This is a genomic window from Shewanella halotolerans, assembly GCF_019457535.1.
Taxonomy (GTDB): Bacteria; Pseudomonadota; Gammaproteobacteria; order Enterobacterales; family Shewanellaceae; genus Shewanella; species Shewanella halotolerans.
This window is the reverse complement of the sequence record NZ_CP080417.1, coordinates 2,852,900-2,871,915: the sequence shown is the minus strand read 5'-3', so window position 1 is coordinate 2,871,915 and position 19,016 is coordinate 2,852,900. Positions and strand designations below refer to the sequence as shown.

19 protein-coding genes are annotated in these 19,016 nt (G+C 52.5%); 11 read left to right on the top strand and 8 right to left on the bottom strand.

All coding sequences use genetic code 11. From position 1 onward, the window contains the following. The first annotated feature begins 20 nt into the window (after positions 1-20). The 6 genes from K0H81_RS12355 to K0H81_RS12330 all read left to right on the top strand — a co-directional run bounded on the left by K0H81_RS12355 (position 21) and on the right by K0H81_RS12330 (position 4,162). Positions 21-1,013, top strand: coding sequence for a 2Fe-2S iron-sulfur cluster-binding protein (locus K0H81_RS12355; RefSeq protein WP_220044855.1), 993 nt, complete (start codon positions 21-23; stop codon positions 1,011-1,013). Positions 1,014-1,143: 130 nt separating this feature from the next. Beyond that, entirely contained in the window at positions 1,144-1,575 is a 432-nt protein-coding gene (locus K0H81_RS12350) for a GNAT family N-acetyltransferase (RefSeq protein ID WP_220058516.1), read from the top strand. Between the two features lie 72 nt (positions 1,576-1,647). Continuing rightward, the gene (locus tag K0H81_RS12345; protein ID WP_220058515.1) at positions 1,648-2,352 is read left to right on the top strand and encodes a DUF445 domain-containing protein; all 705 of its coding nucleotides are present in this window, start codon (positions 1,648-1,650) and stop codon (positions 2,350-2,352) included. 246 nt (positions 2,353-2,598) lie between these two features. Beyond that, positions 2,599-2,949 carry a VOC family protein gene (locus K0H81_RS12340; RefSeq protein ID WP_144198548.1) on the top strand — a complete coding sequence of 117 codons (351 nt, stop codon included), beginning with the start codon at positions 2,599-2,601 and terminating at the stop codon, positions 2,947-2,949. 2 nt (positions 2,950-2,951) lie between these two features. Next, entirely contained in the window at positions 2,952-3,299 is a 348-nt protein-coding gene (locus K0H81_RS12335) for a 5-carboxymethyl-2-hydroxymuconate Delta-isomerase (protein ID WP_220058514.1), read from the top strand. Between the two features lie 89 nt (positions 3,300-3,388). Continuing rightward, on the top strand, positions 3,389-4,162 hold the full coding sequence (locus K0H81_RS12330; RefSeq protein WP_220058513.1) for a substrate-binding periplasmic protein: 774 nt from the start codon (positions 3,389-3,391) through the stop codon (positions 4,160-4,162). A gap of 73 nt (positions 4,163-4,235) precedes the next feature. On the opposite strand, the gene asnB is transcribed toward K0H81_RS12330, so the two are convergent. The 5 genes from asnB to purM all read right to left on the bottom strand — a co-directional run bounded on the left by asnB (position 4,236) and on the right by purM (position 10,823). Continuing rightward, positions 4,236-5,894 carry an asparagine synthase B gene (asnB, locus tag K0H81_RS12325; RefSeq protein WP_220058512.1) on the bottom strand — a complete coding sequence of 553 codons (1,659 nt, stop codon included), beginning with the start codon at positions 5,892-5,894 and terminating at the stop codon, positions 4,236-4,238. A 339-nt stretch (positions 5,895-6,233) separates the two neighbouring features. Further along, on the bottom strand, positions 6,234-7,895 hold the full coding sequence (locus K0H81_RS12320; protein ID WP_220058511.1) for a M28 family metallopeptidase: 1,662 nt from the start codon (positions 7,893-7,895) through the stop codon (positions 6,234-6,236). A gap of 221 nt (positions 7,896-8,116) precedes the next feature. Further along, positions 8,117-8,863 carry an HAD-IIA family hydrolase gene (locus tag K0H81_RS12315; protein ID WP_041406575.1) on the bottom strand — a complete coding sequence of 249 codons (747 nt, stop codon included), beginning with the start codon at positions 8,861-8,863 and terminating at the stop codon, positions 8,117-8,119. A 278-nt stretch (positions 8,864-9,141) separates the two neighbouring features. Next, a complete protein-coding gene (purN, locus tag K0H81_RS12310) occupies positions 9,142-9,786 on the bottom strand; it encodes a phosphoribosylglycinamide formyltransferase (RefSeq protein WP_220058510.1) in 645 nt (214 codons plus the stop codon). Beyond that, on the bottom strand, positions 9,786-10,823 hold the full coding sequence (purM, locus tag K0H81_RS12305; RefSeq protein ID WP_144198564.1) for a phosphoribosylformylglycinamidine cyclo-ligase: 1,038 nt from the start codon (positions 10,821-10,823) through the stop codon (positions 9,786-9,788). The genes purN and purM overlap by 1 nt, the downstream gene beginning before the upstream one ends. 211 nt (positions 10,824-11,034) lie before the next feature. Between purM and upp the strand changes: the two genes are divergently transcribed. Continuing rightward, on the top strand, positions 11,035-11,661 hold the full coding sequence (gene upp, locus K0H81_RS12300) for a uracil phosphoribosyltransferase (RefSeq protein ID WP_011865313.1): 627 nt from the start codon (positions 11,035-11,037) through the stop codon (positions 11,659-11,661). A gap of 94 nt (positions 11,662-11,755) precedes the next feature. Here upp and K0H81_RS12295 read toward each other — a convergent pair whose 3' ends face one another. Next, positions 11,756-13,075, bottom strand: coding sequence for a Na+/H+ antiporter family protein (locus K0H81_RS12295; RefSeq protein ID WP_220058509.1), 1,320 nt, complete (start codon positions 13,073-13,075; stop codon positions 11,756-11,758). 313 nt (positions 13,076-13,388) lie between these two features. Between K0H81_RS12295 and K0H81_RS12290 the strand changes: the two genes are divergently transcribed. Beyond that, on the top strand, positions 13,389-13,994 hold the full coding sequence (locus tag K0H81_RS12290; protein WP_011865315.1) for a peroxiredoxin: 606 nt from the start codon (positions 13,389-13,391) through the stop codon (positions 13,992-13,994). A gap of 123 nt (positions 13,995-14,117) precedes the next feature. Here the strand turns inward: K0H81_RS12290 and cyaB are convergent, their stop codons facing one another. Continuing rightward, positions 14,118-14,684, bottom strand: coding sequence for a class IV adenylate cyclase (gene cyaB / locus K0H81_RS12285; protein ID WP_258406279.1), 567 nt, complete (start codon positions 14,682-14,684; stop codon positions 14,118-14,120). 296 nt (positions 14,685-14,980) lie between these two features. Here cyaB and K0H81_RS12280 point away from each other — a divergent pair, with 296 nt between their 5' ends. Together K0H81_RS12280 and K0H81_RS12275 are read left to right on the top strand one after the other, a co-directional pair. Beyond that, a complete protein-coding gene (locus K0H81_RS12280) occupies positions 14,981-15,727 on the top strand; it encodes a substrate-binding periplasmic protein (protein ID WP_220058507.1) in 747 nt (248 codons plus the stop codon). Between the two features lie 182 nt (positions 15,728-15,909). Then, the gene (locus K0H81_RS12275; protein WP_220058506.1) at positions 15,910-16,926 is read left to right on the top strand and encodes a DUF3137 domain-containing protein; all 1,017 of its coding nucleotides are present in this window, start codon (positions 15,910-15,912) and stop codon (positions 16,924-16,926) included. Positions 16,927-17,025: 99 nt separating this feature from the next. Here K0H81_RS12275 and rnt read toward each other — a convergent pair whose 3' ends face one another. Then, positions 17,026-17,739 (bottom strand): ribonuclease T, encoded by a 714-nt coding sequence (rnt, locus tag K0H81_RS12270; RefSeq protein WP_220058505.1) that lies wholly within the window; start codon positions 17,737-17,739, stop codon positions 17,026-17,028. A 168-nt stretch (positions 17,740-17,907) separates the two neighbouring features. Between rnt and K0H81_RS12265 the strand changes: the two genes are divergently transcribed. Then, the gene (locus K0H81_RS12265) at positions 17,908-18,768 is read left to right on the top strand and encodes a flagellar protein MotY (protein ID WP_144198581.1); all 861 of its coding nucleotides are present in this window, start codon (positions 17,908-17,910) and stop codon (positions 18,766-18,768) included. Positions 18,769-19,016: the final 248 nt, after the last annotated feature.

The window sequence follows — 19,016 nt, the reverse complement described above, 5'->3', positions numbered from 1 at the left end:
TACGAGATAAATCGACATATATGACAACATTTTACCTCGACGGTCAGGCATTTGAGGCCAAGGCCGGTGAGTCGGTATTGGACACCCTGATACGCCATGGTCAGCGGGTCAATTACTCCTGTAAGAAGGGGGTGTGCAAAACCTGTCTGCTACAACATGTCGATGGCGAGATGGCGATTGGCGCCCAGCGCGGCCTGACCTTGGGGCTCAAGCAGCGTCACTATCTCTGCTCCTGTCAGTGTAAGCCCACGCCCGCCCTGCGCCTCAAGTCTATCCTGCCCCAGGACCTCTTCATCGGCGCCAAGATCCAGGAGAAGCAGTTTATCAATGAGGCCGTGGTGCGCGTTCGCTTGGCACTGGATGAGCCTTTGGCGCACCATCCGGGGCAGTATATTAATTTACGGCGCTTCGACGGCCTGACCCGCAGTTATTCACCTACCAGCTTGCCGGGGGAGCCCTTTTTAGAGCTGCATGTGCGGCGTAAATACAACGGTCAGTTCAGTGACTGGCTGTATCACCACGCGGGGATAGGCGAGAGCCTGCTGGTGCAGGGGCCGCTGGGCAGTCGCTATTATCGCACCGCCTATCGTGATGCCAAGCTGATCATCGTCGCCTTCGGCAGCGGCCTGGGAGTGGCTCACGGCATGTTGATGCAGGCGTTGGCCCAGGGCCATCAGGGAGAGATCTTCCTCTATGTCGGCGCACGGGACGATAACGACCTCTATCTGCACCCTAAATTACTTAAGATGATGCTGGAGCATCGCCAGTTTCACTATCAGGCCTGTATCACGGGGCAGAGTGAGAGCAAGGGGCGGCGGGTGATCCATGCCAACCCGTTTAGCGAGGCGCTCAAGTGTCATCAGTTCGACCGTCAACAGCACCTGTTTCTCTGCGGCGAACCTGGCCTGGTTAACGAGAGCCGGGAGATCGCCTTTCTCAACGGTTTCCCCATCGAGCGGATCCACAGCCTGTCGTTCGAGTATAAAGATCTGCGTAAACGTCCAAGGGGCTAGCCTAGACTTATGTAGTATTCACAATGGACTGTTATTTTAATCTTAGTGTGATAACATCAACTAAATCATAAGGATGTAACTGTATTTGTCGCCCTCATTCCCAGGGCAATACAGATTTCAAGGACGGAATATGCTGATACGAATTGCAATTGAAGATGACTTGACCCTGCTGGCGCCTCTGTTTGACCGTTACCGTCAGAGCCTGGGACAAACCTCCGCACTGGCCGACAGTGGCGAGTTTCTGCAGGCCCGCCTGCATGAAAACGATTCGGTGATCTTCATTGCTCAGCTAGACCAGGCGATTGTCGGTTTCATTCAGCTCTATCCCTCTTTCTCCTCGCGTCTACTCAAACCCGTCTGGTACTTTGATGACCTCTATGTCGAAGAGGCCTTTCGTCATCAAGGCATCGCCACTCGTCTGGTTGAGAAGGCCAGGGAACTGGCAGATGAGACCAATGTGATGGCGGTGCGCCGCGAGCACCTCGGCGGTGATGGCTTTATCTTCGTCGATGAATGCGACACCCGTACCCTGTTTGCCGAGCAGGCGGTTAATCAAAACTGATAGGCTGTCTTCAGGGATTTTGCTTGTGGTAAGATAGCGCGGTTTTTTTGTCTTATCCTTGGAGATAAATCGGTGAATAAGAGTCTTATCACTAATTTACTGGCCGCCCTGTTGGTGGTCTGTGGCTATCTTTTTCAGCACGCTATCCTCTTTAGCATCGGCCTGTTTGCCCTGTCGGGAGCGGTGACCAACTGGCTGGCGATCCACATGTTATTTGAGAAGGTACCGGGCCTCTACGGCAGCGGCGTGGTGCCGGCCCGCTTCGAGGAGTTTAAGGCGGGGATCGCCCATCTCATGATGGAGCAGTTTTTCACCAACGAAAATATCGATAAGTTCCTGTCACAGCAGGGTGGCAGCGTGGCGCACATCAACCTGGAGCCCGTTATCGAGAAGGTGGATATGTCCCCGGCCTTCGATGCCCTGGTGACCACGGTCGAGCAGTCTTCATTTGGTGGCATGCTGGCCATGTTTGGTGGCACAGAGGCGATAGCCCCGCTGAAAGAGCCATTTATCAATAAAATGAAGGCCTCCTTGGTGGAGCTGTCCCAGAGCGATGATTTCTATGAGCTGCTGAAAAATGAGATAGAGCAGCCGGACGTGTTAGCCGATCTCAGGGCAAAGGTAAAGAGCATAGTGGACCAGCGCCTGGCAGAACTCACGCCGCAGTTGGTGAAAGAGATAGTGCAGGAGATGATCAAGCAGCACCTTGGTTGGCTGGTGGTCTGGGGCGGCGTATTCGGTGGCCTCATAGGTCTGCTGGCGGCCTTACTGGACTAAGTTCTCAAGACTTACTTTTCATAAGCAGTATTTCAAAAGCTGTATTTCATAAGCTGTATTTCATAAGCTCAATGATTCAGAAGGGACCTTTGGTCCCTTTTTTGTTGGCTAAAACCTAGGCTATGTCGGTGGCAGGGGAGATTTAACACTCGCTTTACTTTTAGAACGAGGGTAGATTGAAAACTGATACTTGGCTCACGTTTATGGGCCAAAACCTAATAACGATCATCCCTGCAAGGAAATGCAATGAATCAAGACCAGACCATTAACTATATCGAGATCCCGGTTAAGGATATTGCCGCGACCAAGGCCTTCTTTGGCAAGGTGTTCGGCTGGCAGTTTGAAGATTATGGTCCCGAGTACAGCTGCTTTACCAATGCCGGTATTGCCGGTGGATTTTTTCTGTCGGACAAAGGATTCGATATCGCCTCTGGTTCGCCGCTAATCGTACTCTATGCCAAGGCGCTAGAGGTATGCCTAACCTCGGTTGCCGATGCAGGCGCCGTGATCACCCAGGAGATCTTCTCCTTTCCAGGCGGTCGTCGTTTTCATTTTAAGGACCCAAACGGTAACGAGTTTGCGGTATGGTCTGAGTAAGAATGCCTCATTGTATCATCGAATATAGCGCGCCGCTGGCGCAGCAGATTGCCATCGACAACCTGGTTGAGCAGGTGCATCGCGGCGCCATCGAGAGCGATCTGTTTGAGCCCGCCAGTATCAAGTCTCGCGCCTATAGCGCCGAGCATTACTGTGTTGGCGAGGCAAAAGCTGCTAGCTTTATTCATATCAGCTTTAAGATCATGCCGGGGCGCAGCAGTGAACAGAAACTGCACCTGATGCAGTGTGTCGATCGCCTGATCGCGCCGCTGTGCGCTTCTGTATCCAGCATCACCATGGAGGTGTTGGATATCGAACGAGAGCATTATTTTAAACGGCTAAACGATTAAACGGCTAAATGATTAAACGGCTGATGAGCCGGTTTTTTTTCAGGAGCAGTATGGTCAACGGGAGATGGAGTCCCAGGAGTCATTCTTGAATGCAGCTTACTAGGGCCTTGATGTTAGCGGCGGGCTTGCTCGCCGCGCAGCCCATTTATGCCGGTGAGGTCGAAGACGAGCGAGTAATGCGGGTCTGTATCGACCACTATCCGCCGTTTCAGATCCTACAGCCTGAGCAGCCACCCATAGGCGAGAATATCGCCGCGCTCGAGCTGTTTGCCAGCCTGTTACAGCGCCAGTTAACCTATATTGCCAGCCCTAACTTCGCCCGTTGCCTGCATATGCTAGAGCAGGGTAGCGTCGATGTGTTGGCCGGAATATACGCCAAGCCTGAGCGGGCCGCCTTTAGCTATTTTCTGCCCTATCGCAATGACGGTCGCTTCGTCTTCATCAGCCAGCAGACGCTGGCGAACGTGAATGACTATGAGGATCTCAGCGCGCTTTCTATCGGCGTGTCGCGGGAGACAGAGTATTTCGACCGTTTCGACAGCGATGCCGGGCTGAATAAGGTGCAGACCAATGATGTGATCTCGGCGACCAACATGCTACTCAAGGGACGCTTCGATCTGCTTATCGTCTCTGAGGTGGTACTGCCTAGCCTGAGGGCCCGTTTCAGTGATTTCGACGACAAGCTTAAGGTGCACCCCTATACCCACGAGGAGCAGCGCCTGGTCTATTTCGGCGTGAGTAAACGACATCAGATGGCGATCCCTTTGGGTCAGATGCAGGCGATTATTGGCCAGGCCTATGAAGAGGGGCGCTTCATGCAAGTGGTCGAGGAATTTGCCACGCATCATCTCGAGCATTATTGATTCACAGAGCGTTAAAAAGTGCATAAAAAAGAGACCAAGTGGTCTCTTTTTTTATGGTTTTCAAATGTAGTGACTAGTAGGCACTCTCGTGCACCGATTGTACCGCACGGCCCGAGGGGTCGATGATCCCTTGCAGGCTCTCATCCCAGGCCAGCGCCTCGGGGGTAGAGCAGGCGACCGACTTGCCACCCGGCACTGTCTCGGCGGCCGATGGCAGCGGGAAGTGCTCTTCGAAGAAGCAACGGTAGAAGTAGGCTTCCTTGGTCTCAGGCGTGTTGTAAGGGAACCTGAACTTGGCGTTGGCCAGTTGCAGATCGTCCACCTGGGCCGCGGCATGTTCCTTCAGGCCATCGATCCAGGAGTAGCCGACGCCATCGCTAAACTGCTCCTTCTGACGCCATGCCACCTCTTGCGGCAGCTTGTGTTCGAAGGCCTGACGCAGGATATGCTTCTCGATGCGGCCATCTTTGGACATCTTGGCCTCAGGGTTGATACGCATCGCCGTGTCGATAAACGCCTTGTCGAGGAAGGGCACGCGCGCCTCTAAGCCCCAGGCCGCCATCGCCTTGTTGGCGCGCAGGCAGTCGAACAGGTGCAACTTGTCTAGTTTACGCACCAGCTCCTCGTGGAAGGCCTGGGCGTTTGGCGCCTTGTGGAAATAGAGGTAGCCGCCAAACAGCTCGTCGGCGCCTTCGCCAGACAATACCATCTTGATCCCCATCGCCTTGATCTTACGCGCCATCAGATACATGGGGGTTGCCGCACGTATGGTGGTGACATCGTAAGTCTCCAGGTGATAGATCACATCCTTAAGCGCATCTAGGCCTTCCTGGAAGCTGAAGGTGATCTCATGGTGGATTGTGCCTATGGCATCGGCCACCTTCTGCGCCGCCGCCAGATCCGGCGCGCCGGTCAGACCAACGGCGAAGGAGTGCAGCTGCGGCCACCAGGCATCGCTGGCACCGTCATCTTCGATGCGGCGCTTGGCGAAGGTCTGGGTGATGGCCGATACCACCGAAGAATCCAGTCCGCCGGAGAGCAGCACGCCATAGGGCACATCTGACATCAGCTGACGCTTGACCGCGGCTTCTAGTGCCTCGCGCAGTTCTTCCACGCTGGCCGCGTTGTCCTGTACCGCCTCGAAAGACTGCCAGTCTCGCTGGTAGTAGTGGGTCTCACCGCTTTTGGTCAGGTAGTGACCTGGTTTGAAGGTCTCGACCGTCTTACAGACGGGCATCAGCGCCTTCATCTCCGAGGCGACATAGAAGTTGCCTTCGGCATCATGGCCTGTGTAGAGGGGGATGATCCCCATGTGATCCCGGCCAATCAGGTAGCTGTCGCTGCGCTTGTCGTAGAGTACGAAGGCGAAGATACCGTTGAGCTTGTCCAGAAACTCGGTGCCGTATTCCTGATACAGGGCCAGGATCACCTCGCAGTCTGAGTTGGTCTGATAGCTGTACTTGTCACCCAGTTCGGCCTTGAGTTCCTTGTGGTTGTAGATCTCACCGTTGACAGCCAGGATCAGGCTTCCATCTTCTGACAGCAGTGGCTGGGCGCCATGCTCGATATCGACGATGGCCAGACGCTCATGGGCGAGGATCGCCTTGTCGCTGGCATAGATCCCTGACCAGTCGGGGCCGCGATGGCGCAGCAACTTTGACATCTCCAGGGCAACCTGGCGTAGCGGCGTGGCATCGGTTTGGATGTCGAGAATCGCAAATATTGAACACATAATGAAAGCTCCAGAAAACGGTATAAATCTCAATTGCCAATCACTTTGACAGCATTTTCTTCATCTGCCAAGCCTGAAAATTATCAAAACATCATAAAATTCGCTTTTTTGGTGTTGTTTTCGTGGTTTTGATGGTGGTGATTTTGAGTTTTGTTTTATTGTTTACGGTTTTAATTATGGAATCTCTATTTATAGTCCCTTATCTGAGGTGGGATTTGTGCATTCTTAATCTCAGTCTGGATTTTAGTCGAGCAGGTAAAAAATGGCGTGACTGGCGGATAAATAAACAAAAAGGCTTCCGATGGAAGCCTTTTATTCATGTGTTGCCGAAAACCTTAGTTACTCGGCGGTTGCAGTCTCATTTGTGGTTGCCGGGCGCAGCTGGTGGAACTCGGTGCCGGCATAATAGCCGGGCCAGTCGCCGTTGTTACCCAGGCGTTGAGCGGCCTGATAGTAGACCCCAAGATCTTCCAGGGCGCCGGAGAGATCCCAGTCGGCGCGATATTCGTCGCAGACATTGTGGTAACAGCCCTTCATCTGCGCTTTCATCTCGGCCTTGTACTTAGCCGTGGCATCATCGACCGGATTGTTGCCGCCACCGGCAAATACCGCTGGCACGCCATACTTGGCGAAGCTGAAGTGGTCTGAGCGGAAGAAGCCGCCAGACTCTGGGCGCGTCTCACTCACCGCAGTGCGCTGCTGGCCGCTGGCCGCCTCGACCAGATAGGTTTCCAGCTGTGACTTGCCTTTGCCCACGATAGTGTAATCCGATGTACGCCCATAGATATTGGTGCTGTCCAGGTTGAAGACGGCTACTGTCTTGTCCAGCGGATAGACAGGGTTGGCGGCGTAATAGCGCGAACCTAACAATCCCTGCTCTTCGCCTGTGGTGGCGACGAAGGTGAGCGAGCGTTTGAGCGGCTTACCTTGCTTGGCCTGGGTGGCAAACTGGCGGGCGATCTCCAGGATCCCTGCTGTGCCAGAGGCATTGTCCAGGGCGCCGTTATAGATCTGATCGCCCTGCTTGCTGCTGTCCAGGCCGATATGGTCCCAGTGGGCGGTAAAGAGGATCTGCTCATCACTTGCGCCTTGACCGGGGAGGGTGGCCACCACGTTGTAGCTATCGGCATATTCCGCCTTGTTGGCGAAGGCGATGTTGGCAGATTTTTGCAGTGCGACATTAACCGGGCTGCTGGCGGCGCGATCGCTTAAGGTCGCCAGCGACAAGCCTGCGCTGTCGAACAACTCGCTGGCTTTTTCCTTGGTGATCCAGCCTTCGACCTGTACACGGCTGTCCTGCGTGGCCTTATCCAGTACCAGATCTTGCTGAGCGCCTGTCCAGCTGTTTTCTACCACTGACCAAGGATAGGAAGCCGGCTTGGTATCGTGGATGATGATGGCGCCGAGCGCACCCTGGCGGCTAGCTTCTTCAAACTTATAGCTCCAGCGGCCGTAGTAGGTCATCGCCTTGCCGTTAAACTTGCCTGACTCTGGCAGGGCAAAGCCGGGGTCGTTCACCAGGATCAGAGCGATCTTGCCCTTCATATCCAGGCCTTGATAGTCGTCCCAATGATATTCCGGCGCCTTGATGCCGTAGCCGACAAAGACCAGCGGCGCATCTTTAATCTCCACCCCTTGATTGTCGTGGCGACTGCCCAGGACGATATCCTGACGGTAGTGCATCGGCAGATCGCCAAGGGTCACTGTTTGCGACTCGCTGGCGGTATAGCTGACCATAGGCACAGGTTGTAGGAAGCTGCCATCGTTGGCACCGACCAGTCCGGCAGCGGCAAAGGCCTTGCTGAGATAATCCAGCGTCAGCGCCTCACCTTGGGTTGTGGGGGCGCGGCCCTCAAATTTATCCGAGGAGAGGGTCTGAATATCCAGCCTGAATCTGGCTTCGTTAAAGGCGGGAACTTGCTCTTCGCTACTTAGCTGGGGAGCATGCTGGCTACAGGCGCTGAGGAACACCAGAGCACAGGTGGGTAGGGCAAAACGCATGGGACTTCCTATTTGTTTTTGTTATTTATTAATCGCGACCACATGATGAATAAGATGACCGGCATTATCAAGGGAGGTGGGGCGATTAAATGTTACGCTTTATGTTTGATGAAAGGCCGATGGCAGCTGGGCTGATAGGGATAAATCTTGTGCAGACAGAGGATAAAAAACGCGCGGTCTGGACCGCGCGTCTTGGCTAGTGAATTCGTTGGCTAAACAAGCTAGATGACGTCGATATCACCTGCGCAGTCAAACACATGGTTGGGCCTGAAAGGCTCCTTGTCGATATCTTTTATCTGACTGACGCCGCTGGTGACTAAGATGGTTTCCAGACCCGCCTGGAATCCTGCCAGGATATCGGTGCGCATGTTGTCGCCGATGATGACGGTATTTTCCGAGTGGCCGCCGATATGGTTCAGGGCGCTGCGGATGATCCAGGAGCTGGGCTTACCCACGTAGAAGGGCATGCGACCCGAGATGCGCTCGATAGGCGCGCACAGGGCACCACAGGCAGGGCTGTGGGCCGGGCCGTGAGTATCCGGGTTGGTGGCGATGAAGCGGGCGCCGGCGGCGACAAACTGGGCGGCCTTGTGGATCATGTCCCAGTTGTAGGAGCGGGTCTCACCGACGATGACAAAATCTGGGTTGATGTCGGTAATGGTAAAGCCGGCCTTGTAGAGCTCGTGAGTGAGGGCGCCTTCACCGATCACAAAGGCCTTGTCACCCGTCTGATGCTTGAGGAAGTCTGCCGTAGCCATGGCCGAGGTGTAGAAACACTCCTCTGGTACCTGGATCCCGGCGGCGCCGAGGCGGTTTTGGAGATCTTTACCCGTCTGTACCGGGTAGTTGGTCAGTATGACCAGCGGGTTTCCCTGCTCGAGAATGCGATGGATAAACTTATCGCTGCCAGGGATCAACTTATTGTCATGTAGCAGTACACCATCAATATCACAAATTACGTTTTTCATCTTAGGTCTCATCTTGCTAGCAGAAAGTCAACTGCCTTCATCTAAAACCAATTGTGTTTTAAAAACAACGTAATTTGGTGAATTATTTAGTCTGGCCAGCAATAAAGGGACGCTTTGAGCTTAGCGGTTAAGATGGGCGGGTGTTTCTGCTGTGGAGCAAGGTATGTCGCCAAAGAGGTAAGGCATAACATACAAGCTGTTTAAGAATGCGCTTACGCCAATAAAAAAGAGACCCTAGGGTCTCTTTTTTGTCTGCTATAAGCTAATGCCTTAAAGGATTAGTCAGCGGCGTAGCCCATAGGACCAAGCGGTTGATCGTCAAGATAAGCTTTGCCGTCAGTCATGCGCAGGCGCTGCTGGCTGAACCATTTCACCACTAGGGGATAGATGGCGTGTTCCTGCTCATGCACTCTTTCTGCCAGCACGCTGGCATCATCCTCGGGATAGACGGGCACCTTGGCCTGCAGGATCACAGGGCCGGCATCCAGCTCTGGGGTCACGAAGTGTACGCTGGCGCCATGCTCGCTGTCACCGGCGTCGATCGCTCGCTGATGGGTATGCAGACCTGTGTATTTTGGTAGCAGCGAAGGATGAATGTTGATCATTCGTCCCTCGAACTGCTTGACGAAATCGTCGCTCAGGATACGCATAAAGCCCGCCAGCACGATAAGATCTGGCTGATACTTGTCGATGGCCGCCTTGAGACGCAGATCATAGTCGCTGCGAGACTCGCCCTCATGGGGGATCACGCAGCTGGTATCGATCTCACTCTGATGCGCACGCACCAGGCCATAGGCATCGGGCTTATTGCTGATCACGCCAACGACTTCGGCGTCCAGGTTATCGTCACAACCGTCGATGATGGCTTGCAGATTGCTGCCATTACCAGAGACCAGGACGATAACGCGACAGCAGTTGGACATTAGCAAATCTCCACTTGCTCTTCGTCGCCATTGCGGCTGGCAATGTCACCGATGAGCCAAGCGTTTTCACCTTCGGCCTTAAGCAGGGTTAGCGCCGCATCGACCTGATCCTGTGGCAGGGCGATGATCATGCCGACACCACAGTTGAAGGTACGGTACATTTCAAACTCGGCGATATTACCGTTTTCCATCAACCAGTTGAAAACGGTAGGCCATTGCCATGAGTCGCCTTTTACCACAGCTTTAGCATCATCAGGTAGCACGCGTGGGATGTTTTCCCAGAAGCCACCGCCAGTGATATGCGCCATGGCGTGGATGTCATGCTTCTCAAGCAGCTTAAGCAGCGGCTTAACATAAATCTTGGTCGGTTCCAGTAGGTGGTCGATCAGCGGCTTGCCTTCGAGGTCTTGCTGAGGATCGGCCTTGCTCACTTCCAGTACCTTGCGGATCAGTGAGTAACCGTTTGAGTGTGGACCGCTTGAGCCCAGGGCGATCAGCGCGTCACCGGCAACCACTTTAGAACCGTCGAGTACATCTTCTTTCTCGACAACGCCGACGCAGAAGCCAGCTAAGTCGTAGTCTTCGCCTTCGTACATGCCAGGCATCTCGGCGGTTTCACCACCGATCAGGGCGCAACCTGATTGAGCACAACCTTCGGCAATGCCGTTAACCACAGAGGTCGCGGTCGCAACATCTAGCTTGCCTGTGGCGTAATAGTCGAGGAAAAACAGGGGCTCTGCACCGGCAACAATCAGATCGTTGACACACATGGCAACCAGGTCGATACCTACGCTGTCATGTTTCTGATAATCGATAGCCAGTCTAAGCTTGGTACCAACACCATCGGTGCCAGACACAAGAACTGGATGTTTGTACTTAGTTGGCAGCTCGCAAAGTGCGCCAAAACCACCTAGGTTGCCCATGACTTCCGGGCGGTGGGTACGTTTAACGGCAGATTTGATATTGTCTACAAGGGCATTGCCTGCGTCGATATCAACACCTGCATCTTTATAGCTTAGCTGGGTAGGAGTGCTCACGGAGGATCCTCTCGGGTACATCGTTATTGGATTTTTATGCGGCGCTATTCTATCAGCTTGTGTAGGCACTCGAAAGGGATGATTTTGAATATTCAAACGGACTTAGGTCACGATTTACCGTGTTTGTAAAACTTTATGTTTTCGATTGTGAACAAATCTACTAGAATCGGTACAATTTGCTGGAAAAACTGGAATAGATCAGGAGAAAACGATGAAAGTGGTCGAAGTTAAGCATCCTCTGGTACGTCATAAGATTGGCTTGATGCGTGAAGGAGATATTAGTACTAAGCGTTTCCGTGAGTTAGCAGCTGAAGTGGGTAGCCTGTTGACCTATGAAGCGACCGCTGACTTTGAAACCGAGAAGGTCACTATCGAAGGATGGAACGGTCCAGTAGAAGTTGAGCAGATCAAGGGTAAGAAGGTTACCGTAGTGCCTATCCTGCGTGCCGGTCTTGGCATGATGGATGGCGTACTTGAGCACGTTCCGAGTGCACGTATCTCTGTTGTGGGTATCTACCGCGACGAAGAGACGCTGGAACCTGTGCCTTACTTTGAGAAGCTTGCCAGCAATATGCATGAGCGTATCGCATTAGTGGTCGATCCTATGTTGGCAACCGGCGGCTCTATGATCTCAACTATCGATCTGCTTAAAGAGCGTGGCTGCACCTCAATCAAGGCCTTGGTATTAGTCGCGGCGCCAGAAGGCATCGCGGCACTTGAGAAGGCCCATCCTGATATCGAGCTTTACACCGCCTCTATCGACAAGTGCCTTAACGAGAACGGTTACATCCTGCCTGGTCTGGGTGATGCTGGCGATAAGATCTTCGGGACTAAGTAACACGAGCGAAGATTGTAAGAGGCCACTGAAAAATGGTGAGCAGTAAAAAAGGAGCCTTAAGGCTCCTTTTTTTATGGATCTTTATCAGTGTTGGCTAGAGCACCATGGCCGCTATCCAACCCGAGATCAACAAGGGGATGTTGTAGTGGATAAAGGTTGGGATCACGCTGTCACGAATGTGATCATGCTGACCGTCTGCGTTAAGACCGGCCGTTGGGCCCAGGGTCGAATCCGATGCCGGTGAGCCCGCATCCCCCAGCGCCGCCGCCGTGCCGACAAGCGCTATGGTGGCCGGTACCGAGAAACCGAAGCTGATGGCCAGCGGCACATAGACGGTGGCTATGATGGGGATAGTGGAAAACGATGAGCCGATTCCCATGGTGATCAGCAGTCCGACCACTAACATCAGGAAGGCCGCCAAGGCGCGGTTGTCACCGATAAGATGACTGAGAGAATCAACCAGGGTGCCCACATCGCCTGTGGCCTTGACCACGGCGGCGAAACCGGCGGCCGAGATCATGATAAAGCCGATGTTGGCCATCATGCGCACGCCTTGGTTAAAGATATCCTGATCGGCCACATGCTTGAGGGCGCCTGAGAAGCTAAAGATGATAAAGCCGATGAGGGCGCCGAAGATCATCGAGCCAGTATAGCGCTGCACCGCCAGGGTAGAGGCGATAGCGACCAGGGCGATGATGATGTTACGGCGATTGAGGGTCTCCTCCGGCTCGGCGGCGAGGATCAACTCCTCCTTATACTCTCTTGGTTTGCGATAGCTGATGAACACGGCGATGAATAGCCCCACCACCATGCCCAGGGCCGGGATTAACATGGCCGATGGGATCTGCTCGCGCACTGCATCTAAGTTATTGCTGGTGAGGTTTGAGAGCAAGATGTCGTTGAGGAAGATACCACCAAAGCCCACGGGCAGGATCATATAGGTGGTCACCAGGCCGAAGGTGAGCACACAGGCCACCAGACGTCGGTCGAGCTTGAGCTTAGACATCACATGCAAGAGCGGCGGAATTAAGATCGGAATAAAGGCAATATGAATTGGCAGAATGTTTTGTGACGATACCGCCATGGCCAGGATAGCCAGCAAGAGGAACCAGCGCACCTTGTTGATGTTACCAGGGCTTTCTTCCTGTCCTAACCGGGCGATCACCTTGCGGGAGATAAGCGTGGTGAGTCCCGAGTGCGACAGGGCCACGGCAAAGGCGCCCAACAGGGCATAACTCAGGGCGATCTGTGCGCCGCCGCCAAGGCCGGTATTAAAGGCATCGACCGTCTGGTCTAGGTTCATGCCGCCGACGAGTCCGGCGACCAATGCACTCACTGTGAGTGCGATAACGACGTTTACCCGGGCAAGGCTAAGGCCCAACATCAAGCAAACGGCAATAACAACTGCATTCATATTGATTCAATCTGATTTTTTAATCTGTAATGGGAAGCTATTTTTGCCAGCAATAGCCCGTGTTGTCCAGCGCCATGGCGTTTTATCTAAGAATTTAGCAAGAGATGTAACCGAACTGTATTCAAGTTTACTGCGTAAGTGTAAATAAGCCTAACCGGCCGGAAAGAAGACGGTGATAACTTGGGCAACTCGATGAATATTTATTAAAAAAAGTGACAATGATCCCAAATTACTTGTGTCCCGCTGGTGACTGCCTATAATGCTTTTGAGTTCAGAATTAAAAGCTTTTTCAATCCATAGATGGAGATAAAAAATGAGCGTATTAGTAGGCCGTCCGGCTCCTGATTTTACAGCTGCAGCAGTGCTAGGTAATGGCGAAATCGTTGATAGCTTTACCCTAAGCGAAGCGATTAAAGGAAAGCCAGCTGTAGTATTCTTCTACCCACTTGATTTCACATTCGTATGCCCATCTGAGTTGATTGCTTTCGACCACCGCATGGAAGAGTTCAAGAAGCGTGGCGTAGAAGTTATCGGTGTTTCTATCGATTCTCAGTTCACTCACAACGCATGGCGTAACACCCCAGTAGACAAGGGCGGTATCGGCCAGGTGCAATACACGCTAGTGGCTGACGTGAAGCACGATATCTGTAAAGCCTACGATGTTGAGCATCCAGAAGCCGGTGTGGCTTTCCGTGGTTCTTTCCTGATCGACAAAGAAGGTCAGGTTCGTCACCAAGTTGTTAACGATCTGCCACTAGGCCGTAACGTTGACGAGATGCTACGTATGATCGACGCACTTCAGTTCCACGAAGAGCACGGTGACGTTTGCCCAGCAGGTTGGGAAAAAGGTGACAAGGGTATGGACGCAAGCCCAGAAGGCGTTGCTTCTTACCTGACTGACAACGCTGACTCACTATAAGCGATTAATATCGTTAGTAAAAGCGTTAGTAAAAATGTTAGCAAAAAGCTGCCCTAGGGCAGCTTTTTTTTATGGCTGGTTTTCATGAGCCTCATGTCATGAGGGCTCACTTGCTGTCTGCCTCTAAGCGGGCGAGGGTACAGATTGGCGTGTCTGCATCAGCTCGCGATAGGAGCGGGTTTCCCTGTCATCCTGCGTAAGACCAAGCTGCTGGGCAAGCTCGAGCAGGCCTTGTTCGTGATATGCCAGCAGGGTCTCATCGTCCGTCATGATCGCCAGCTCGGCAAAATCCCCCAGGCCTTCGAGATTGTCGACCGTCACATGGTACTGGTCGATAAAGTAGATGCTGCGTGTCTTGGTAAGCTGCAGCACCACCTCATAGCCTAAGGTTTGTAGCATATCGGCGGCGCTGTCGATATTGTCGATGCGCGTCGCCTGACACTGCTTATCGCCCGGACCTTTAACTATCCACAGCTTGATGTTTGAAGGGCGCATCTCCCTGATACACAAGTGTTTACTCTGCTGAGCCAACTGCCCCGAAGGGGTGTCGTAGTAGCGATCAAATTCGACATTGTCCTTTAGCATAGTCTCGTGAGGAAGGCTTTCTAGCCTGCTTAAGAAGGCGTCTCGATCTTGAAGCCTGTATTTATGCTCGACTTCATACTTGCCGTCAAAATGGGATTGGCTCATGGGGGATTCGCTCATGGAAATTGTCGTAACCTAGGTTAAAAAGCTGGGCCGACTATATCATCTTTCCTTCTCATCGGAGTGAGGCGAGCGGCGGGTTTTGGCACTTTTACTCTTGGCTATTTGATCTAGGCCAATTAATCCGGATAGTTTTATAGGAAAAATGTTAATGAATTGATCATTTTGTTTACCACTGATATACCTAGAGCAACTCCCTGTGAATTATCGCCCAAGTGGCTTATCCAGGGAGCAAGAAGTCAGCTACCAAACATAGGGTATTAGACGTGCGGTATAACTCGATGCGAATCTCTCTAGCCTTTCTCTGTTGCCTGATGTTAGCGGCGCCGCTTCGCGCCGAGACTGTACTCTCCTATGACGTCAACGGCTCTAGCAGTTGGTATCCTTACTTTATTCCCGAGACCACAAAAGACCCAGGGATCCTGGCCGAGTTGGTGCCGCAGATCTTCGCCTTAACCCCTGTGAGATTAGATGCAAAACATTATCCCCCTAAGCGGACCAATCAGGCATTGGCAACCGGCGGATTGGATTTCGATGTGGTCAGCCCCAGCTGGTTCGAGGGAGGGGATCTTGGCGATGCCTTCGTGCAGTCGCAGCCGATTTTTGCCATAAAGGAGCATGTGGTAGTTCTGGCCGACAATCAGGAGCAGTGGATGGATATCAAGAAGATCCGCGGTCAGGAGATAGGCACGGTGCGTGGCTACCTCTACCATGATGACAGTGAATATACGCGTATCGATTTCAAGTCCGAACGTGAGCTGATCATCGCCTTGCAGAAGGGGCGAATTCAGGCGGCCATCGCAGGTGAGCTTACCGCGCTATATTGGGCCAAGGAGCTGGAGGTGCCCATCGCCCTGGCGGCCGTGCATTCCGATGGCGTGTTGGTGATCCGCCTGCGCAAGGAGCATCAGGCCTTACTTGGACAGATTAACGATGCGATCATCCAGCTAAGATCCCAGGGCGTCATAGATGCGCTTCTGGCTAAATATACCTCGGGGCAGTCAGTGGCCAGCCGATTGAGTAAATAGCCTTTCGCCCGATTTCGAAGCGAGTTATATCAAAGTATTTTAAATCGAAGCCGTTTACATCCAAGTAATTCAAACCGAGTAAGCTAAACGATTGTTTTTCAATCGATCGAATCATCATCTCTTGACGTGCGCCGCAAGATATCCGCTAATTGTCGCTCAAGGACATTAGCAAGGATAGATGTATGAATCCAATGGAGTTTGCGATTCCGGCCGAGGACAAGCAGGCCTTTAGTCAATATTACGCGAAACAGATAGCCCCTAGGTGTCGGCGTTATGAGTCGGCTCGTCAGGCGGCGGCCGCTAAGTATCTGGCCCGCAGAAAAATAAGCGCTCCCGTCACCCTGATAGGATTACCTGTCTTTTTGGCATTTTTTGCCCTGAGTTTTTATGGCGCACTAGTGCTCGATTTTGAAGATGGCGTATTTTATATCGGCTTTGCCGGCGCCTTTTTATCTATCGTCGCGGTGGCAAGCGTTAACATCTGGGCGAGTAGCGAGATAAATCAATTGCGCACTAAAATAGTCGATGAGATCTATCCACTGCTGCTCGGCTATTTTGGCAAGAGCTTTGAGTTGAATCCGTCGAACTTACCCGACCTGGATGCTTATAAGGACTATGGTCTCTTTCCAAAATATGACAAGGGCTACTTTGACGATTCGGTTAAGGGCAAATACCACAATGTGCCTTTCCTGATGAGAGAGCTGACGCTACTCGAGTATAAAGGGACTAAAGACAATAAACCCCAATACAAGACCCTGTTCGAAGGGGTTTTGATTGAGTTTACGCTATTAAAGAAATTCTCTGGTAATACCCTGGTGCGTCAGGATAAAGGGGTTATTGGCAACAGCTTAGTGCAGTTTAAACAGAAGCTGACACGGGTAAAGCTGGAAGACCCAACCTTTGAGCGAGAGTTTCAGGTGTATAGCGACGATCAAGTCGAGGCGAGATATTTGCTAAATACGGCGACCATGGAGCGTATGCTCTCACTGTCTCGTTTCTACCGTGGCGAACTAGAGGCGAGTTTTAAAGATGGACGACTGCTGATTAAGATCGCCTGCAAGCATAACTATTTTGAACCTAAACTGGATCTGTTAAAGCCACTGGATTTTGTCGATGACATAGAGCAGGTGTTTAAGGAGATCTACGAGGTGTTTGATTTAATTAAAGCCCTGAATCTGGATAGTCGTACAGGGCTGTAAATATCGGTTTAATTATTGATAGCTCGCCGCATCCGCTACGAGCTATCAAGCTCTCATTATCAAGCTCTCATATAAGTAAAGATCGATACTCGCTATTTGTTAGCCGTTAGCACTTGTATCCGTGTCTTGCCCGCTAGCCGACTCGCCGGCTGCTTCATCGCTACCTGTTTCTTCGCTAGGCGTGGCCACCGGCCAGCCGCCTAAGGCCTTCCACTTGTTGACGATATGACAAAACAGCTCGGCGGTGCGCTCGGTATCATACAGGGCGGAGTGAGCCTCTTTGTTGTCGAAGGGGATACCGGCAATCTCACAGGCCTTGGCCAAAACCGTATGACCCAGCGCCAGCCCCGAGAGGGCGGCGGTGTCGAAGGTAGCAAAGGGGTGAAATGGCGTGCGCTTGAGGGCGTTGCGCTCAATCGCCTGGGTGACGAAGCCGTGGTCGAAGGCGGCGTTGTGGGCCACTATGATGCTGCGGTGACAATTTGATGCCTTCTGGTGCTTCTTGACCTCTTTAAAGATCTCTAAGAAGGCTTCCTTCTCGCTGACGGCGCCGCGCAGTGGATTGCTTGGGTCTATGCCATTGAAGGCCAGGGCTTCTGGCTCTAGGTTGGCGCCTTCGAAGGGCTCGATATGATAATGTAGTGTCTTGTCCAGCATCAAGTCGCCATTATCATCCATCTTCAGCAGGGTGACGGCGATCTCCAGCAACGCATCGGTTTGAGCATTAAAACCCGCGGTTTCAACATCTATGACGACGGGAAAGTAGCCACGAAATCTATGCTTAAGTTTGTGTGCGTCGCAAATATCGCTCATTAAAATATCCAAAGTGAAGAGTGGGGGGCTATTATGAAGTATCCGATGGGAGCTTGTCATGTTTGATTGCTCAATATATGGGCTAAAGGAATGCTAAATTAGGCCGATAGGGATAAGTAACGTAATTAACAAGAGTGACTGTCTATGTGGGTTAGGGTGCTATGTGCGATGACATTCGGGATTGGCTTGAGTCTGGCGACGACGGCGCAGGCCGAGTTGCGTCACTATGTTGCCTCCCTGGAACAGTCATCCTGGCGTCTGAGTGACAATACCCCCATTGTTTGTCGCCTGGAGCATGAGATCCCATCTTACGGTAAGGCGGTGTTTACCAGCCGCGCCGGTAAAGACCATGATTTGAACTTTAGCCTGGATATGTGGGTGAAGCCCGACGAGGTGACCAGCGCCAAGCTGATGAGTATGGCGCCCGCCTGGCGCCCTGGTGTGGTATCCCGTCCCATAACCGATCTGACCTATCAGAAATATTTCAGTGGCGAGGTGCCTAAGAAGGCGGCCTGGTCCATGCTCAATGAGCTAGAACGCGGCATGCAGCCGACCTTCTATTATGCCGATTGGTATAACCGCTCCAGCAAGGTTGCCGTGGGGCTGTCGGCGGCGAACTTCGGTCGTCGCTACGCCGAGTTTAAATCCTGTCTGGCTAATCTCTTGCCCTATAGTTTCGATGATATCGCCTTTACCGTGCTGACCTATGAGTTTGGTGGCTCTGAGCTGACCCGTTACTCCAAGGCGCAGATCGCCAAGGTGCAGGAGTATCTCTCTTATGATCCCGAAGTCGAGCTGGTGTTGATCGATGCCTATACCGACAGCTTCGGTGGCCGCTCGGTAAACAAGAAGGTGTCTGAGAAGCGCGCCAATTCGGTCAAACAGCTCTTCCTGTCGGCGGGTATCCCCAATGATCGTATCCATACCTTAGGTCACGGCGAGCGTCGCCATGTGGCGTCCAATGACACCATAGATGAGCGGGCTCGTAACAGACGCGTAGTGATCCGCCTTAGCAAGCCGCTGGATTAGAGAAGATTTAGTGTGTTAATAATACTTATGGAAACCGGCTAACATGGCCGGTTTTTTGTTTCTGGCCCGGGATAAAAAGTGAGCGGTTGCGGGAGAGAGGTAATAAATAGGCAAAAAAAAGCCCACTTAATCTTAAGTGGGCCGCAAATAAATCATTGCAATCAACAAATTGAAGGAAGGAAGTCAAGCATAAGAACCAGGGATGAATTCACGTGACTGGCACGGGAACTCGGAGTTCTTGTTTCCCA

Bases quoted from the DNA above. Each gene is read 5' to 3' on its own strand.
- K0H81_RS12340 (WP_144198548.1), top strand. From the start codon at position 2,599: ATGAATCAAGACCAGACCATTAACTATATCGAGATCCCGGTTAAGGAT.
- cyaB (WP_258406279.1), bottom strand. From the start codon at position 14,684: ATGAGCCAATCCCATTTTGACGGCAAGTATGAAGTCGAGCATAAATAC.
- K0H81_RS12275 (WP_220058506.1), top strand. From the start codon at position 15,910: ATGAATCCAATGGAGTTTGCGATTCCGGCCGAGGACAAGCAGGCCTTT.
- purN (WP_220058510.1), bottom strand. From the start codon at position 9,786: ATGTCCAACTGCTGTCGCGTTATCGTCCTGGTCTCTGGTAATGGCAGC.
- K0H81_RS12350 (WP_220058516.1), top strand. From the start codon at position 1,144: ATGCTGATACGAATTGCAATTGAAGATGACTTGACCCTGCTGGCGCCT.
- K0H81_RS12320 (WP_220058511.1), bottom strand. From the start codon at position 7,895: ATGCGTTTTGCCCTACCCACCTGTGCTCTGGTGTTCCTCAGCGCCTGT.
- upp (WP_011865313.1), top strand. From the start codon at position 11,035: ATGAAAGTGGTCGAAGTTAAGCATCCTCTGGTACGTCATAAGATTGGC.
- K0H81_RS12335 (WP_220058514.1), top strand. From the start codon at position 2,952: ATGCCTCATTGTATCATCGAATATAGCGCGCCGCTGGCGCAGCAGATT.
- asnB (WP_220058512.1), bottom strand. From the start codon at position 5,894: ATGTGTTCAATATTTGCGATTCTCGACATCCAAACCGATGCCACGCCG.
- rnt (WP_220058505.1), bottom strand. From the start codon at position 17,739: ATGAGCGATATTTGCGACGCACACAAACTTAAGCATAGATTTCGTGGC.
- K0H81_RS12315 (WP_041406575.1), bottom strand. From the start codon at position 8,863: ATGAAAAACGTAATTTGTGATATTGATGGTGTACTGCTACATGACAAT.
- K0H81_RS12295 (WP_220058509.1), bottom strand. From the start codon at position 13,075: ATGAATGCAGTTGTTATTGCCGTTTGCTTGATGTTGGGCCTTAGCCTT.
- K0H81_RS12330 (WP_220058513.1), top strand. From the start codon at position 3,389: ATGCAGCTTACTAGGGCCTTGATGTTAGCGGCGGGCTTGCTCGCCGCG.
- K0H81_RS12290 (WP_011865315.1), top strand. From the start codon at position 13,389: ATGAGCGTATTAGTAGGCCGTCCGGCTCCTGATTTTACAGCTGCAGCA.
- K0H81_RS12265 (WP_144198581.1), top strand. From the start codon at position 17,908: ATGACATTCGGGATTGGCTTGAGTCTGGCGACGACGGCGCAGGCCGAG.
- K0H81_RS12355 (WP_220044855.1), top strand. From the start codon at position 21: ATGACAACATTTTACCTCGACGGTCAGGCATTTGAGGCCAAGGCCGGT.
- K0H81_RS12280 (WP_220058507.1), top strand. From the start codon at position 14,981: ATGCGAATCTCTCTAGCCTTTCTCTGTTGCCTGATGTTAGCGGCGCCG.